Annotated in this window: 13 protein-coding genes and 1 tRNA gene; 5 read left to right on the top strand and 9 right to left on the bottom strand. The window is 58.0% G+C overall.

Annotated features, from left to right (window positions below; translation table 11 throughout):
• Nucleotides 1–87 precede the first annotated feature (87 nt).
• From BM347_RS13075 to BM347_RS13065, 3 genes are read right to left on the bottom strand one after another with little or no spacing between them, the layout of a single operon-like run.
• Nucleotides 88–1491, bottom strand: coding sequence for an FAD-binding oxidoreductase (locus BM347_RS13075; RefSeq protein WP_093916906.1), 1404 nt, complete (start codon nucleotides 1489–1491; stop codon nucleotides 88–90).
• Nucleotides 1492–1506: 15 nt separating this feature from the next.
• Nucleotides 1507–3285, bottom strand: coding sequence for a gamma-glutamyltransferase (gene ggt / locus BM347_RS13070; protein ID WP_093916905.1), 1779 nt, complete (start codon nucleotides 3283–3285; stop codon nucleotides 1507–1509).
• Between the two features lie 27 nt (nucleotides 3286–3312).
• A complete protein-coding gene (locus BM347_RS13065) occupies nucleotides 3313–4299 on the bottom strand; it encodes a 2-hydroxyacid dehydrogenase (protein WP_093916904.1) in 987 nt (328 codons plus the stop codon).
• 126 nt (nucleotides 4300–4425) lie between these two features.
• On the opposite strand from BM347_RS13065, the gene BM347_RS13060 reads away from it, so the two are divergent.
• The 4 genes from BM347_RS13060 (at nucleotide 4426) to BM347_RS13045 (ending at nucleotide 7566) form a co-directional block, all read left to right on the top strand.
• Nucleotides 4426–4935: an SH3 domain-containing protein gene (locus BM347_RS13060; RefSeq protein ID WP_175498569.1), complete on the top strand. Its 510-nt coding sequence runs from the start codon at nucleotides 4426–4428 to the stop codon at nucleotides 4933–4935.
• Nucleotides 4936–4989: 54 nt separating this feature from the next.
• Nucleotides 4990–5979, top strand: coding sequence for an NADPH:quinone reductase (locus BM347_RS13055; protein WP_093916903.1), 990 nt, complete (start codon nucleotides 4990–4992; stop codon nucleotides 5977–5979).
• 116 nt (nucleotides 5980–6095) lie between these two features.
• The gene (locus BM347_RS13050; protein ID WP_093916902.1) at nucleotides 6096–7412 is read left to right on the top strand and encodes a mechanosensitive ion channel family protein; all 1317 of its coding nucleotides are present in this window, start codon (nucleotides 6096–6098) and stop codon (nucleotides 7410–7412) included.
• Nucleotides 7413–7491: 79 nt separating this feature from the next.
• Nucleotides 7492–7566, top strand: a tRNA-Gln gene (locus BM347_RS13045).
• A gap of 230 nt (nucleotides 7567–7796) precedes the next feature.
• On the opposite strand, the gene katG is transcribed toward BM347_RS13045, so the two are convergent.
• Entirely contained in the window at nucleotides 7797–9974 is a 2178-nt protein-coding gene (gene katG / locus BM347_RS13040) for a catalase/peroxidase HPI (protein ID WP_217644023.1), read from the bottom strand.
• A 182-nt stretch (nucleotides 9975–10156) separates the two neighbouring features.
• Here katG and BM347_RS13035 point away from each other — a divergent pair, with 182 nt between their 5' ends.
• Nucleotides 10157–11050: a hydrogen peroxide-inducible genes activator gene (locus BM347_RS13035; RefSeq protein ID WP_093916901.1), complete on the top strand. Its 894-nt coding sequence runs from the start codon at nucleotides 10157–10159 to the stop codon at nucleotides 11048–11050.
• A gap of 3 nt (nucleotides 11051–11053) precedes the next feature.
• On the opposite strand, the gene BM347_RS13030 is transcribed toward BM347_RS13035, so the two are convergent.
• The 5 genes from BM347_RS13030 to BM347_RS13010 all read right to left on the bottom strand — a co-directional run bounded on the left by BM347_RS13030 (nucleotide 11054) and on the right by BM347_RS13010 (nucleotide 14066).
• Nucleotides 11054–11245: a DNA gyrase inhibitor YacG gene (locus tag BM347_RS13030; protein ID WP_093916900.1), complete on the bottom strand. Its 192-nt coding sequence runs from the start codon at nucleotides 11243–11245 to the stop codon at nucleotides 11054–11056.
• Entirely contained in the window at nucleotides 11242–12264 is a 1023-nt protein-coding gene (locus BM347_RS13025; RefSeq protein WP_093916899.1) for a ribonuclease E/G, read from the bottom strand. Before BM347_RS13025 ends, BM347_RS13030 begins: the two co-directional genes overlap by 4 nt.
• Nucleotides 12261–12839 (bottom strand): Maf family protein, encoded by a 579-nt coding sequence (locus BM347_RS13020; RefSeq protein ID WP_093916898.1) that lies wholly within the window; start codon nucleotides 12837–12839, stop codon nucleotides 12261–12263. Before BM347_RS13020 ends, BM347_RS13025 begins: the two co-directional genes overlap by 4 nt.
• A gap of 51 nt (nucleotides 12840–12890) precedes the next feature.
• Nucleotides 12891–13109, bottom strand: a complete 219-nt coding sequence (gene infA / locus BM347_RS13015) for a translation initiation factor IF-1 (protein WP_005851736.1) — start codon at nucleotides 13107–13109, stop codon at nucleotides 12891–12893.
• Nucleotides 13110–13190: 81 nt separating this feature from the next.
• The gene (locus BM347_RS13010) at nucleotides 13191–14066 is read right to left on the bottom strand and encodes a carbon-nitrogen hydrolase family protein (protein ID WP_093916897.1); all 876 of its coding nucleotides are present in this window, start codon (nucleotides 14064–14066) and stop codon (nucleotides 13191–13193) included.
• Between the last annotated feature and the right edge of the window lie 88 nt (nucleotides 14067–14154).

The following is a 14154-nucleotide window of genomic DNA, read 5'->3' as shown; positions in this document are numbered from 1 at the left end:
ATGGAAATAAATCCCCGCCGGAGGCATCAAACACCCCTGCGGGATGCAGGGGCAAACATCATGTCGCGCGTTAGCGCGTCCTTTGGATCAGTTTGGCAGGATTTTACCGGGGTTCATGATATTGTCCGGGTCCAACGCGCGCTTCAGCGTGCCCATCACATCCACAGCAGCACCAAGTTCAGACACCAGATAGGGGCGTTTGCCCTGACCGATGCCATGCTCGCCGGTGCAGGTCCCCTCCATCGAGATCGCCAAACTGCTCAACCAGCTGACGTATTCTTCGGCCCGTGCAACCTCATCCGCATTGTCCATGTCCAACAACAGCGACGCGTGGAAATTACCGTCGCCTGCGTGGCCGACAATCGGTGCGATCAGCCCCAGTTCATCCGCCTTGGCATTCGCAGCCACCACTGCATCGGCCAAGCGCGAGATCGGCACACAGACATCCGTCGCAACAGCCTTACACCCGGGGCGCAGCGCCAGCATTGCCCAATAGGCGTCATGACGCGCCTGCCACAGTTTGTTACGTTCCTCGACTGTGGTGGTCGCCTGATAATCGGATCCGCCGTTTTCATCCGCCAGCATGCTAAAGGTCTCCGCCTGCTCTGCCACGCCCGCTTCCGATCCGTGAAATTCCAGCAGCAACATCGGCGTTTCGGGCAGCGACAGCTTGGAATAGCCATTCACCGCCTTGACCACCATCGCATCCAGCAGCTCGATCCGGGCCACCGGCAGCCCGAACTGGATGACGCTCATTACAGTTTCGCAAGCCGCTTCAAGGCTCGGAAATGAACAGCGCGCGGAATTGATGGCCTCGGGGATGCCCTGAAGTCTCAGGGTAATTTCGGTGATAATGCCCAATGTCCCTTCGGAGCCCACCATCAACCGCGTTAAATCATAGCCAGCAGATGATTTACGCGCCCGCCCGGCCGTGCGGATCACAGTGCCGTCCGCCATCACCGCCTCGACCGAGATCACGTTATCCTTCATCGTGCCATAGCGCACGGCATTGGTGCCTGACGCCCGTGTCGCCGTCATCCCGCCAAGCGATGCGTTGGCACCGGGATCAATTGGAAAAAACAGCCCCTGATCTCGCAAATGCGTGTTCAGCGCCTCACGGGTAACGCCCGGTTGCACGCGGCAATCCAGATCACCTGCGTTAACCTCTAACACGCGGTCCATCTGCGACAGGTCAATCGAAATGCCCCCAGCCGGCGCGTTTACGTGCCCCTCTAGCGATGTGCCTGTGCCAAAGGCAATTACTGGCACTTTATGTGCTGCGCAGACTTTTACCGCATCCGCGACATCCTGCGTTGAGCGGGCAAAAATCACGGCGTCCGGTGCCTGATTTTTGATCCAGGTCGTGGTGTGACCATGCTGTTCGCGGATCGCCTGACCGGTTTGAAACTGCTCTGCGAATTGCTGTTTTAGAATGCCCAAAACGGTGGCAATGCCAGTTTCGTTTCTCGGCAAATCTGTCGGCTGTACCATGTAGTCGTCCCTTGGTTACTGACCAAGGGCGATGCCTTCGCGGCGCGGATCGGCACCGCCGCTTAGACCGTCACCGATGGCGATCATATGCAGGCCGGATGTCAGCGCCCGCGTCGATGTTTTGTAGCCGAGGTTTTCCAACGCGTCGACCGAAACCACCATGTCTGTCCCCTCCTCCAGATCATAAGTTCCGAAACGGTTCACGGCGTGCGGCAGGCTTGCTGCTTGTTGCACGTCCATGCCCCAATCAACATGTGCGATGATGGCCCCCGCCACATAGCCAATGATGCGGCTACCGCCCGGGCTGCCGACGGCCAGCACGGGTTTTCCATCTTTCATCACAATCGTTGGTGCCATAGAGGACCGGGGCCGTTTGCCCGGCTCAACCCTGTTGGCAATCGGCACGCCGTCCACATGGGACCGGAATGAAAAATCGGTCAATTCATTGTTCAGCAAAAAGCCACGCACCATCAAACGGCTGCCAAATGCGTTTTCAATTGTTGTGGTCATGCTGGCGACATTGCCCATGCCATCCACAATCGAGATATGCGAGGTCGAGGGCAATTCAATCGCCATGTCATCGGCCCAATTCAAGGCGTGATCAAAGGCAGGTGTTCCGGGCGCAACCTGGGGCAACGCATCATCGCCGGACAAGAGTTTGGCACGCTCGGCCAGATAGCTGGGGTCCAGCATGCCTTTCACGGGAACGGGTACATAATCGCTATCAGCGACATAGCGGCCACGGTCTGCAAAGGCCAAGCGCGACGCGTCACCGATCAAGCGTAATACATTGGGGTCTTGGGGTCCGGCGCTTAGATCGTACCCGTCAAGCAGGCCCAATATCTGCCCGACAGCCAAGGCACCCGAGGATGGCGGCCCCATGCCGCAAACGTCATGTGCGCGGTAGACGGCGCAAACGGCGGCCCGTTCCCTGACCTGATAGATCGACAGATCCATAGCTGATAAAATGCCGGGGTTGCCCTTGGCCCCTTGGACGGTGGCAACGATATCAGCCGCGATATCGCCGGTGTAAAACCCATGCGCGCCCTGATCAGCGAGGACCGACAGCGTGCGTGCATATTCGGGGTTCTTCAACATCGTCCCCGCCGTGATCGGCTGACCGCCCGGCAGGAAATACGCCGCAGTGGTGGCAGATTTGGCAAGCCGTTCCGCATCATAGGCCACAAGCCCGGCAAGCCGCGGCGATACGGTAAAGCCCTCTTCTGCCAGCGTCATCGCGGGGGCGAGCAGATCGGCCCAGTTCTGCGTGCCCCAGCGGGCATGCGCCGCCTCTAACAATGCAGGCGTGCCGGGCGTTCCGACAGAGCGCCCGCCAACAACAGCGTCAAAAAACTTGAGCGGCGCGCCCGTATCATCCTGAAACAGTTGCGGTGTCGCGGCCAAGGGTGCCGTCTCGCGGCCATCCAAGGTGTTGATTTCGCCGCTCGCCGCGTCGTACCAGACCAAAAACGCCCCACCGCCAAGGCCAGAGCTTTGCGGTTCAACCAGCCCCAATACGGTTTGTACCGCGACCAGCGCATCCGCCGCCGTGCCGCCCGCAGCCAGCACATCCGCGCCCGCCTTAACCGCATAAGGGTTCGCGGCGGCAATCATCCAGTTTTCCGCCATCACCGGTTTGCCCGCGTCCTTGGCGACAAAAGCGGCAGTCACGTCGGACGATATCGCCTCGAACGCCCCTGCCCCCGCCGCCTCTGGCGCGACGCTATCGGCGGCCTGTTGGGCAAGCGCCCCTCCGGCCAAACATACTGCTAAAGCTGTCAGGGTCATGCGCATTGGGGAAACTCCGTCTGTTAAAATGGATTATAACATTGAGGGAACAACCTGATCCGGTGGACGGTGGCCATCTTCGAACGTCTTGATGTTAATAATTACTTTCTCGCCCATCTCGACCCGGCCTTCCAGCGTGGCCGATCCCATATGGGGCAGCAAAACCACGTTATCCAGCTCGCGCAGGCGCGGATTGATATCGGTTCCGTGCTCATAAACGTCCAGACCAGCGCCCTGCAATTCCCCTGCGCGCAACATCCGCGTCAGGGCATTTTCGTCAATCACCTCACCCCGCGAGGTGTTCACGATTACCGCCTCGGGCTTCATCAGTTTCAAACGGCGGGCGTTCATCAGGTGAAAGGTGCTGGGGGTGTGCGGACAGTTGATGCTGAGCACATCCATACGCGCCACCATCTGGTCAAGACTTTCCCAATAGGTCGCACCCAGATCTTTTTCGATCTCGGGGCGCAAACGGCGACGGTTGTGGTAATGCACCTGCATGCCAAAGGCGGCCGCACGGCGTGCAACGGCCTGACCGATACGGCCCATACCAAGGATACCCAAACGGCGCCCGCTGATCCGACCACCTAGCAAAGCGGTGGGGGCCCAGCCTTTCCAGTCGCCAGATTGCATTTGCGCCATGCCCTCGGACATGCGGCGGGTCACGGCCAGAATAAGCGCCATTGTCATATCGGCGGTATCATCGGTCAGAACACCGGGGGTGTTGGACACCAGAATGCCGCGCTGGCGGGCCGTGGTGACATCAATATGGTCAACACCTGCACCATAATTCGCGATCAATTTCAGCTGATCGCCCGCTTGCGCCAAAAGCGCCGCGTCAATTTCATCCGTGACCGTGGGCACCAGAACATCCGCCGACTTCATCGCTTGGACCAGCTCGGCACGGGTCATGGGCGTGTCATCTTCGCGCAATGTCACCTTGAAAAGTTCCGATAGTCGCTTTTCAACGACCTCCGGCAACCGTCGCGTGACTACAACACTTAGCGGTTGCTTCGACATTTTGAGCCTCCCAAATCTGGCTTTGCGCTTTGCTTGATGGCATGGTGTCCCAAGCGGCGACCAGGCACAAGAACTTCGCGGCGTAAAAGAGCACAAAATCAACGACCCAAGACCAGGCAGGCTATCATGACACCCAGGTTCCGTATCGCCCTGATGGGGGCGCTTGTATCGATTCAATTGGCTTTCAGCACCGCCCACGCGGCAGAGGAGGTTGGCCAGGTCACCAATCTGCCCCTACCCCGGTTCGTGTCGATGAAGGCCGCCGAAGGCAATGTGCGGCGCGGCCCGTCCCTGACACATCGGATCGACTGGGTATTCAAACATCGCGACATGCCTTTGCGCATCACCGCCGAGCATGGCCATTGGCGCCGCGTCGAAGACCGAGATGGCATGGGCGGCTGGGTACATTATTCGTTGCTGTCCGGCACACGTACCGTGCTGATTGAACAAGACAAACTGAAGCTCTTGACGCGCCCTGATCCGAATGCGCCCGTTATCGCAGAATTCGAAGTCGGCGCAATCGCACGACTGGGGCAATGCAGCCTTGAATGGTGCTTCTTGCGCGCAGGTGGGTACAAGGGCTGGGCCCCCAAGGCACGACTTTGGGGCGTTGGCGCCCGCGAGATACGCGACTAGAGTTACCATGCGGGCCGCCCCCGATGACATTTAAAAATACGAAGGACATATCCCATGCGCGCGATCACCTATTCTACCCTGGGCGAGGCCCGCGATGTTCTGAAACTGACCGAAATGACAACGCCTGCCCCCGCGCGGGGAGAAGTCCTGGTACGTTTGGCGATGTCCGGCGTGAATCCGTCAGATGTCAAATCTCGGCGCGGCAGACCGGGCATGACAAAGCCCCCCTTTGATCAGGTTATTCCCCACAGTGACGGCGCGGGCGTGATCGAGGCTGTGGGCGAAGGCGTTGATGCCGCGCGGATTGGAAAACGCGTTTGGATTTGGAACGGTCAGTGGCAGCGCCCCTTTGGCACAGCCGCAACTCATATTGCACTGCCCTCCGCTCAAGCGGTCGATCTGGCCGATGATGTGTCCTTTGAAGCCGCAGCAAGCTTTGGCATCCCTGCCCTTACCGCCTGCCACGCCGTATTTAACGGCGAGGACGTCAAAGGCCAGACAATGCTGATCCAAGGCGGTGCAGGTACCGTAGGTTATCTGGCCGTTCAACTGGCCAAATGGGCAGGCGCGCGCGTGATCGCCACCACCGGCAAAGATAGTGCCAGCCGCGCCAAGAAAGCCGGGGCAGATGTCGTGCTTGATTATGCCGCAGACGATTTGTTGGAACAGGTGTTGGCCGCCAATGACGGCAAGCCGGTCGATACGGTGATCGAGGTAGAGTTCGGCGTAAACATCGAGCTGGATGCCGAGGTGATCAAACCAAACGGTCGCATCGCCGCCTATGGATCGGCCAAAGAAATGAACCCAGCCCTGCCGTTCTTGCCGCTGCTTTTCAAAGCGGTCACCATCGACATCATTCTGGTTTATCTTTTGACGGAGACCCAACGCCGGGTCGCGATCGATAGGGTGCATCAGGCACTTGCCGAGGGCGCGCTTGAGTGTCCGGTTGAACAGATCTTCCCCTTGTCAGAAACAGTCCGCGCCCATGAGGCCGTAGAAGCCGGTGCGAGAACGGGTGCTATTTTGGTGGATTGTTCGGCGTAAAATATCAACGCGAGACGGAATTTTTCAAAAATTCCGGGCCGATTTCTTTGAAAGAAATCGCGCAATACGTCACAGTATCCGGCAGATAGCACGGCTTGCGCCTCAGGAGACCTCCTATGAAATATCTTGCGTTGTTTCTTTGCCTGTCGTTGCCCCTAAGCGTGGCAGCACAAAACAACACGGTTCACCCCACCGGCGCAATCACCGTAGAAGAAAGCGCCGCCGGTGACCGCGCCATAGCAAAGCGTATCCGCGAAATCATTGCCGAACTGGATGGCTATGACGGCGTCGATGTCGCTGTCTCTGCTGGGATCGTGACCCTGACGGGAACCACCGTTGATGCCCAAGCGGCCAAGCAGTTGACCGATCTGGTCGGGCGGATCGAGGGCATTGTAGCCATCGAAAACGAGACTTCGGAAACCACGGATGTCACGCAACGCCTGAACCCGGCGCTGGACCGTTTCAGAGCCCGCATGGCCCAAACCGTATCGTTTTTGCCGCTTGCCGGTGTCGCGCTGGCGATCTTTTTGCTTGTCGTCGTCCTTGGGTTTTTCATCGCCAGATGGCAGCAGCCTTGGGACAGGCTGGCCCCGAATGCGTTCATCGCGGACATATATCGCCAAGTTATCAGGCTGGTGTTTATCATTGCCGCCTTGGTTTTGGCGCTTGATATTGTTGGCGCGACGGCGCTGCTATCTGGCATCTTGGGCGCGGCGGGGATCGCAGGCCTCGCGATCGGATTTGCGGTGCGGGATACGGTCGAGAATTTCATCGCCTCCATCATGCTATCGGTGCGCCAACCCTTTCGCCCCAACGATACCGTCGAGATCGAAGGCGACACCGGCAAAGTGATTCGCCTGACCAGCCGCGCCACGATTCTGCTGAGTTTTGACGGCAATCACATCCGCATCCCCAATTCGACCGTTTTCAAGGCCCGCATTGTGAATTTCACCCGCAACGCAGAGCGCCGTTTCGCATTCGAGCTGGGCATGGCCCCCGACACGGATTTCGCGGCAGCCCGCCAACTGGGGCTAGAAACACTACTGGTGCTGCCCTTTGTTCTAAAGACACCAGAACCCAGCGTTTGGATCGAAACCGTAGGCGACAGCACCATTTCACTGCAATTCACCGCTTGGGTGGATCAGACAGATACCAGCATTAACCTTGCCCGCGGCGAGGCTATTCGCCAGATGATTACCGCCTTTGAGCACGCCGGTTACGCCATGCCAGAGCCCACCTACCGCGTGGTCAACCCTGTGCAAGCCACCGCGGACGAGCCCGAACCTAAAACGCAGCGTGTATCGACAACACCGGCTCCTACGGCCCCACAAGACGTCGAAGCAAACGCCGAGAAAGCACTAGAGCAGATTGTCGACCAAGAGCGCGCCGGTACCGAGGATGACTTGCTTACCGAAGAAGCCGCAAACGAATAAGTTTCGGGGAAAAACAGTGCATTTTTCTCCATTCAGGTCTTGCACCATCCTCAATCCCGGACTAAATAACGGCCAGTGATGGGATGTGGCCTAGCGGTAGGGCACCTGTTTTTGGTACAGTAGATCGTAGGTTCGAATCCTACCATCCCAGCCACTACTCTTCTGAACATTGTTGTAAGAACGTCAGCGACCCGCCCGTGCTGATTGTTGATCAGCTATGTGTCATTGCGTTCCAAAATACATGCTGAATAAGTGCCAGCTAAAGCCCCCGCTTGATTTAGCGGATCATTTGCTGACGACATCAATGCATGATGTCCGATTGGGTATTATCCAAAAAAATGCCCCGCGCCGCTAAGGGTAAGCAGCGCGGGGGTGGGGGCAGAATTATGCCGCGACGTCGAAGCGGTCAGCGTTCATGACTTTGACCCAAGCCGCTACGAAATCCTTGACGAATTTCTCGGCATTGCCGTCTTGGGCATAGACTTCGGCATAGGACCGCAGGATCGAGTTCGAGCCGAACACCAAATCCGCACGGGTTGCTGTCCATTTCACATTCTCGGTGCCACGTTCCCGAATCTCATAGATACCGCCCTCGACAGGATGCCAAGAGTAGCGCATGTCTGTCAGGTTGACGAAGAAATCAGGTGTCAACGCGCCAACACGGTCTGTGAACACACCATGCTTGGTGCCGCCATAGTTTGTCCCCATGGCGCGCATACCACCGATCAAGACTGTCATCTCAGGGGCGGTGAGGCCCATAAGCTGTGTGCGATCCAGCATCATTTCTTCGGGGCTGGTCACATAGTCCTTCTTCATCCAGTTGCGGTAGCCGTCTGCCAAAGGCTCAAGCGGTTCAAAGGATGCGGCATCGGTCATCTCGTCTGTGGCGTCGCCGCGACCCGGGATGAACGGAACCGAAATGTCGAAACCGGCAGCTTTCGCCGCGTCTTCGACCCCTTGGCTACCTGCCAGAACGATCACGTCAGCGATGCTTGCACCGGTGTCGTTTGCAATGCCTTCCAGCACACCAAGAACCTTGGCAAGACGCGCAGGTTCGTTGCCTTCCCAGTCTTTCTGGGGGGCCAGACGAATGCGTGCGCCATTGGCACCGCCGCGCATGTCAGAACCGCGATACGTGCGTGCGCTGTCCCAAGCAGTTGATACCTTTTCTTCCAGTGACAAGCCGCTGTCTGCGATGCGCGCCTTGACGGCTTCGACATCATAGCCGGTGTTGCCTGCGGGAACCGGGTCCTGCCAGATCAGCGTTTCTTGGGGCGCGTCGGGTCCAAGATAGCGTTCTTTGGGGCCCATGTCGCGGTGGGTCAATTTGAACCAAGCACGTGCGAACGTGTCCTTGAAATACTCGGGATCGGCCATGAACCGTTCACAAATCTCGCGATAGATCGGGTCCATCTTCATCGCCATATCGGCGTCCGTCATGATCGGGTTACGACGGATCGTCGGGTCGCTCGCATCAAGAGGTTTGTCTTCTTCCTTGATGCCGATCGGTTCCCACTGCGACGCGCCGGCGGGGCTTTTCTTCAGCTCCCATTCATAGCCGAACAGCAGTTTGAAATAGCCCATATCGAATTTAGTTGGGTCAGTTGTCCACGCCCCTTCAATACCGCTGCTGATCGCCATGCTGGCCGTGCCGGTGCCCTTTGGGTTGCCCCAGCCAAAGCCCTGCGTTTCGATTTCGCCTGCTTCTGGTTCGGCCGCCAGAGTGCCAGCATCGCCATTACCGTGACATTTACCAACGGTGTGACCGCCAGCGGTCAGCGCTGCGGTTTCTTCGTCGTTCATCGCCATCCGCTTGAATGTTTCACGGACGTGCAAACCCGATCTGATCGGGTCGGACTGGCCGTTCACCCCTTCTGGATTCACATAGATCAGGCCCATTTGCACAGCGGCCAAGGGGTTTTCCATCGATGCGGGGTTTTCCATATCTTCATAGCGGCCATCACTGTCCGCCAGCCATTCTTTTTCGGCACCCCAATAGGTGTCGATTTCCGGGTGCCAGATGTCTTCGCGGCCAAAGGCGAAACCAAACGTTTTCAGGCCCATCGATTCATATGCGATGTTGCCCGCAAGGATCATCAAGTCGGCCCAGCTAAGCTTGTTGCCGTATTTCTTTTTGATGGGCCACAACAAGCGGCGTGCTTTATCAAGGCTGACGTTGTCCGGCCACGAGTTCAAAGGCGCAAAGCGCAGGCTGCCTGTGCCGCCGCCACCACGGCCATCGGCCAAGCGGTATGTCCCGGCGGAGTGCCACGCCATACGAATCATGAAGCCGCCATAGTGGCCCCAGTCTGCAGGCCACCATTCCTGGCTATCCGTCATCAACGCGTGCAGGTCTTGCTTAAGCGCCTCAACGTCAAGATTTTGAACCTCTTTGCGATAATCAAAGTCCGAATCCATCGGATTCGTCTTGCTGTCTTTCTGGTGCAAAATGTCGAGGTTCAGCGAATTAGGCCACCAAGACATCACAGAGGATTTGCTGGCCGTATTGCCGCCGTGCATTACCGGGCATTTGCCCATTGAACCGTTATCATTTCCGTCCATGTCCATCTCCGATTGGTGTTTTAGGTATTTGTTTTTCCGCGTGGTGCCGTGGTTGCGGGCATCAAAACATCGCTCCAACAGGATGTCAGCATGATGCAACCATCGTCACTGCTTGGCCGCAGTCCTACACCATCCAGCACATTAAGAAAAATTGCATTTTCTAATCACCGTGATAACTAAAGATTATGGACATTACGATCAAACACTTGCGCTATTTCGAAGCATTGGCACGGCATCATCACTTTGGCCGGGCGGCTGATGACTGTGGCATTTCGCAGCCCGCCTTATCCATACAGATCAAAGCGTTGGAAGACATGGTTGGCACGCCGCTGGTGGAACGCTCGGCAAAGCAGCTGCGCCTTACCGGGTTTGGCGAAACCTTTGTCGCGCGGGCGCGGGAAATACTGCAGTCGATGGACGAATTGGGCGATCTAGCGCGCGCCTCGCACAGCCCGCTGATCGGGCGATTGCGTTTTGGTATTATCCCGACGGTCGCGCCTTATTTCCTGCCCCGTTTTATCAAATGCCTGTCCCAAGATTACGCGGGCCTTGATCTGCGCCCGCGCGAAGCGGTCACGCAAAAGCTGATCGAAGGGTTGTTGGGTGGACAGCTGGACACAGCAATCGTCGCCCTGCCGATTTCAGAGCCGACCTTGCATGAAGAAGTGCTGCTGGACGAAGAATTCGTATTGGTACGCCCGAACGAAGACCAAGACAAACCCGTGCCGAATTCCCAATTGCTGCGCGAAATGCGCCTGCTTTTGCTGGAAGAGGGGCATTGTTTTCGCGATCAAGCGCTGTCCTATTGCAGCATGCCATCCGCCGTTCCGCGTGACTTGATGGAGGGGAGTTCACTGTCAACGCTGGTCCAGATGGTCAGCGCAGGGATCGGGGTGACGCTTATTCCCGATATGGCTGTCCCGATTGAAACCCGATCAGCCGAAGTATCCATCGCACGTTTGCCGGCGCCGCGCCCGTCGCGGACAATTGGGATGGTGTGGCGCAAAACAAACCCGCTTGCGGGGCAGCTAAAGCAGATCGCGCAAACCGTCCGCGAGACTTGCTTATCTGCGTAGTCGTCAGTGGGGCTTGGCGGGTGCGTTCAACGCAGCCTCGGTGGCGTCAATCGCGGCCTCAATGTCTTCTGGGTCACGGCTGGGCACGGCGTAACTGCCGTTCATCCACTTCGCCAAATCAATGTCGGCGCAGCGGCGCGAACAAAAGGGGCGATAGGCCGGAGACGTATCATTTGAACAGATCGGGCAGCTCACTTTAGAACCTCGGCTATGGGCAGGCGTGCGCGTTTGCGCTGCAACTCATAGTGGCCCAATGGCGTCCACCCGATCAAGGTGGTTTCGACATCATCCGTACGGAATGCCTGACGCAAGGCGGTCTCGAACGGACGGCGGTCTTTCTTGGGCATGGGGGCCAGATCAAGGGTGATTTGTCCGCCCAGCCCACGAATGCGCAGGGCACGCGGCAGGGCACGGGCACAAGACATGTTCGCCTTGATCCCCGCAGCCAGCGACACATCCGCACCGGTGTTCACATCAACGGCAACCAAAGCGCGGGTCGGCTCAACGAACATCGACGCACCGCCCTCAAGCTGAACCCGAGGCTGCCGTAGGGCTTCGACATCGTCCAGCACACCGTGCGCATCAAAGCTGCCGGGCTCGGTCACTACATCGGCGGGGGCCACCCAATCGCGCCACGCCAGAATATGCGGGCCATCGCCTTCGGCAAGCAATTCCATCTCTGCCGCTTCATCGCCCAGCACCTTGTCGGCAAGGGTCAGCATCGCATCAATGTCATCGGCAATGTCATCGCCATCCGCACCCGCACAGGACGACCGCAAGATCAGACCATGGGTCGCACCTTGGGCGGCCTCGTGTGCGACCTCAAGCAGGCGGTCACGTTCTTCTTCGTCACGGATGGACCGCGAAATGTTGGTGCCGGGTGCGCCGGGCGTCACGATTGCATAGCGGCTTTTGAACAGCAGTTTTTGGGTGACGGGGATCGCTTTGCCGGGTTCGGCATATCCAGACACCTGAACCAAGATCGGCTGGCCGGGCGCAAGTCCCTTGATCTGGCGCAAAAACGCAGACCCGTCAGGCGTTTTCAGGAACATACCGCCCTGCCCTTTGACGGGACGGTCAGCAATCGCACGGTAAATCGTACCGGGGCGCGGGCCATCGCTGTCGACCAGCAGATCGTCCAGCTTGCCATCCACCATCAACGCGGCGGCCTCGACGTCGCCCAGATGGTCCAGAATGATCGTGCGACCTTTCATGATGTCTCTCCGTCAAAGATGTATCCCGCTGCACGCAGCAGGTTTGCGGTTTCGGCAAGGGGCAGACCCACGATGCCGGTAAATGATCCGCTGATCCACGGGATCAACGCGCCTGCGGGGCCTTGGATGCCATAGCCGCCGGCCTTGCCCTGCCAATCGCCGGTGGCAAGATAGGCGGCCAATTCCGCATCAGACAACCGTTTCATGCGCACGGTGCTAACCACGTCGCGTTCCCACAGCTTGTCGCCGCGTTTCACCGCAACGGCTGTGATCACCTTGTGACGACGCCCCGACATCAGCCGCAGGAAACTGGCGGCCTCATCTGCATTTTCGGGTTTGCCGAGAATGCGGCGGCCAACAGCAACGGTGGTATCGGCGCACAGCACAATATCATCCGCCTCCGCTTGCACTGCCGCCACCTTTTCACGGGCCATGCGCGCACAATAGAGGCGCGGCAATTCGGCTTTTTGCGGGGTTTCGTCAATATCGGGCGCGCGAATATCATCGGCCACAACGCCAATTTGCGCCAGCAATTCCTTGCGGCGCGGACTGCCTGATCCGAGGATAAAGGTCATATGCAAACCCAAAGCGCCAACCGCGAACCCGAAGGTTCTCGGTAAAGCACGTTATTTAAAGCGATAATTGATCCGGCCTTTGCTCAGATCATAGGGGGTCATTTCCACCTGTACTTTGTCGCCTGCCAGAACACGAATGCGGTTTTTGCGCATTTTTCCTGCCGTATGTGCGATAATCTCATGGCCGTTTTCAAGCTCGACCCGGAATGTCGCATTCGGCAGGAGTTCCTTGACGATACCGGGGAATTCGAGCGTGTCTTCCTTAGCCATGGTCTCTCCTTGAACACTTTGCCCTGCAAATGCAGAGCGCAGGCTTAAATGGGCGCAATTTTCCCTTTTTTCAAGACCTATTCACAGCAAAGACGTGTTTATCGCCACGCTATCGCGGCCAGCTTGATCTGCCCAGTGCCTGCGGTTCAACACAACACCATCGGCGCGCACATTGGCAATCTGTGCGATATCCACCTCGGCATAGGTCCAACCGGGCACGTTAATCTGCGCCGCAGCCAGCACGCCCGTTGACGGAAACCCAACGTCAGGCGGGCAAAAGATGCCCCCCGCCCCATAGGAATCGCCCAATGCCTCGGACCAATCGGCAGGCCCGACACAAGAAGACATGGCCGTGATGCACTGATTCTCAAGCGCGCGGGCCATGGACCCGATGCGCACGCGCCAATAGCCGGCCAAGGCTTCGGTGACGCTAGGAACGGCGATAATATCGCAATCGGCCAGCGCGCGACCCAAAAGTGGAAATTCGCTGTCGTAGCAGATCAAGATGCCAATCTTGCCGATCGCCGTCTCGAAAACCTGCAAGGGGTTGCCGCCGACCACGCCCCAAACCTCGCGCTCGAAACGGGTCATGATTTGTTTGTCTTGCACGCCGATCTTGCCATCCGGCGTAATCAACCGCGCGCGGTTCACGGGCCGTGTGGCCGTCGCGGCGGGTGCCGATGCAGCAACAATATGCACCCCGTATTCAGCCGCCAACCGCTGGTGCAGGGCATCCGCGTCAGGCAGCCGGTCAGACACGGCAAATAGCGATGCCTCAAGATCACCCGCAACGTCCAGCCCTGCCAGCGTAGCCAGTTCCATCGCGCCATATTCAGGGAAAACCAACAGATCGGCCCCGTTTCCAGCGGCGGTTGCGACCCAATTGGCCAGCTTGTCTTCGAAATGGGCCCAACTGGTCAGGATATCTTGGGGATAGGCGGCTGTGGCTATTTTCATCGCTTCGGTCTCTGTCAGAGTTCACGGTAATCCTGCGCTTGTTCTGTAGCCGCTTCAATGGTCAAATGACCCGAAACGCTCTATTTTG

Origin of the sequence: Sulfitobacter marinus, from assembly GCF_900116285.1 — a bacterium.
In the GTDB taxonomy this organism is placed as follows: Bacteria; Pseudomonadota; Alphaproteobacteria; order Rhodobacterales; family Rhodobacteraceae; genus Sulfitobacter; species Sulfitobacter marinus.
Note: the sequence above shows the minus strand (reverse complement) of the source record. Positions and strands in the feature narration are given on the sequence as shown.

Excerpts from the sequence above, each read along its gene's own strand:
- BM347_RS13055 (WP_093916903.1), top strand. The coding sequence starts at position 4,990 with ATGCGCGCGATCACCTATTCTACCCTGGGCGAGGCCCGCGATGTTCTG.
- infA (WP_005851736.1), bottom strand. The coding sequence starts at position 13,109 with ATGGCTAAGGAAGACACGCTCGAATTCCCCGGTATCGTCAAGGAACTC.
- BM347_RS13075 (WP_093916906.1), bottom strand. The coding sequence starts at position 1,491 with ATGGTACAGCCGACAGATTTGCCGAGAAACGAAACTGGCATTGCCACC.
- BM347_RS13020 (WP_093916898.1), bottom strand. The coding sequence starts at position 12,839 with ATGACCTTTATCCTCGGATCAGGCAGTCCGCGCCGCAAGGAATTGCTG.
- BM347_RS13060 (WP_175498569.1), top strand. The coding sequence starts at position 4,426 with ATGACACCCAGGTTCCGTATCGCCCTGATGGGGGCGCTTGTATCGATT.
- BM347_RS13065 (WP_093916904.1), bottom strand. The coding sequence starts at position 4,299 with ATGTCGAAGCAACCGCTAAGTGTTGTAGTCACGCGACGGTTGCCGGAG.
- ggt (WP_093916905.1), bottom strand. The coding sequence starts at position 3,285 with ATGCGCATGACCCTGACAGCTTTAGCAGTATGTTTGGCCGGAGGGGCG.
- BM347_RS13025 (WP_093916899.1), bottom strand. The coding sequence starts at position 12,264 with ATGAAAGGTCGCACGATCATTCTGGACCATCTGGGCGACGTCGAGGCC.
- BM347_RS13050 (WP_093916902.1), top strand. The coding sequence starts at position 6,096 with ATGAAATATCTTGCGTTGTTTCTTTGCCTGTCGTTGCCCCTAAGCGTG.
- BM347_RS13010 (WP_093916897.1), bottom strand. The coding sequence starts at position 14,066 with ATGAAAATAGCCACAGCCGCCTATCCCCAAGATATCCTGACCAGTTGG.
- katG (WP_217644023.1), bottom strand. The coding sequence starts at position 9,974 with ATGGACGGAAATGATAACGGTTCAATGGGCAAATGCCCGGTAATGCAC.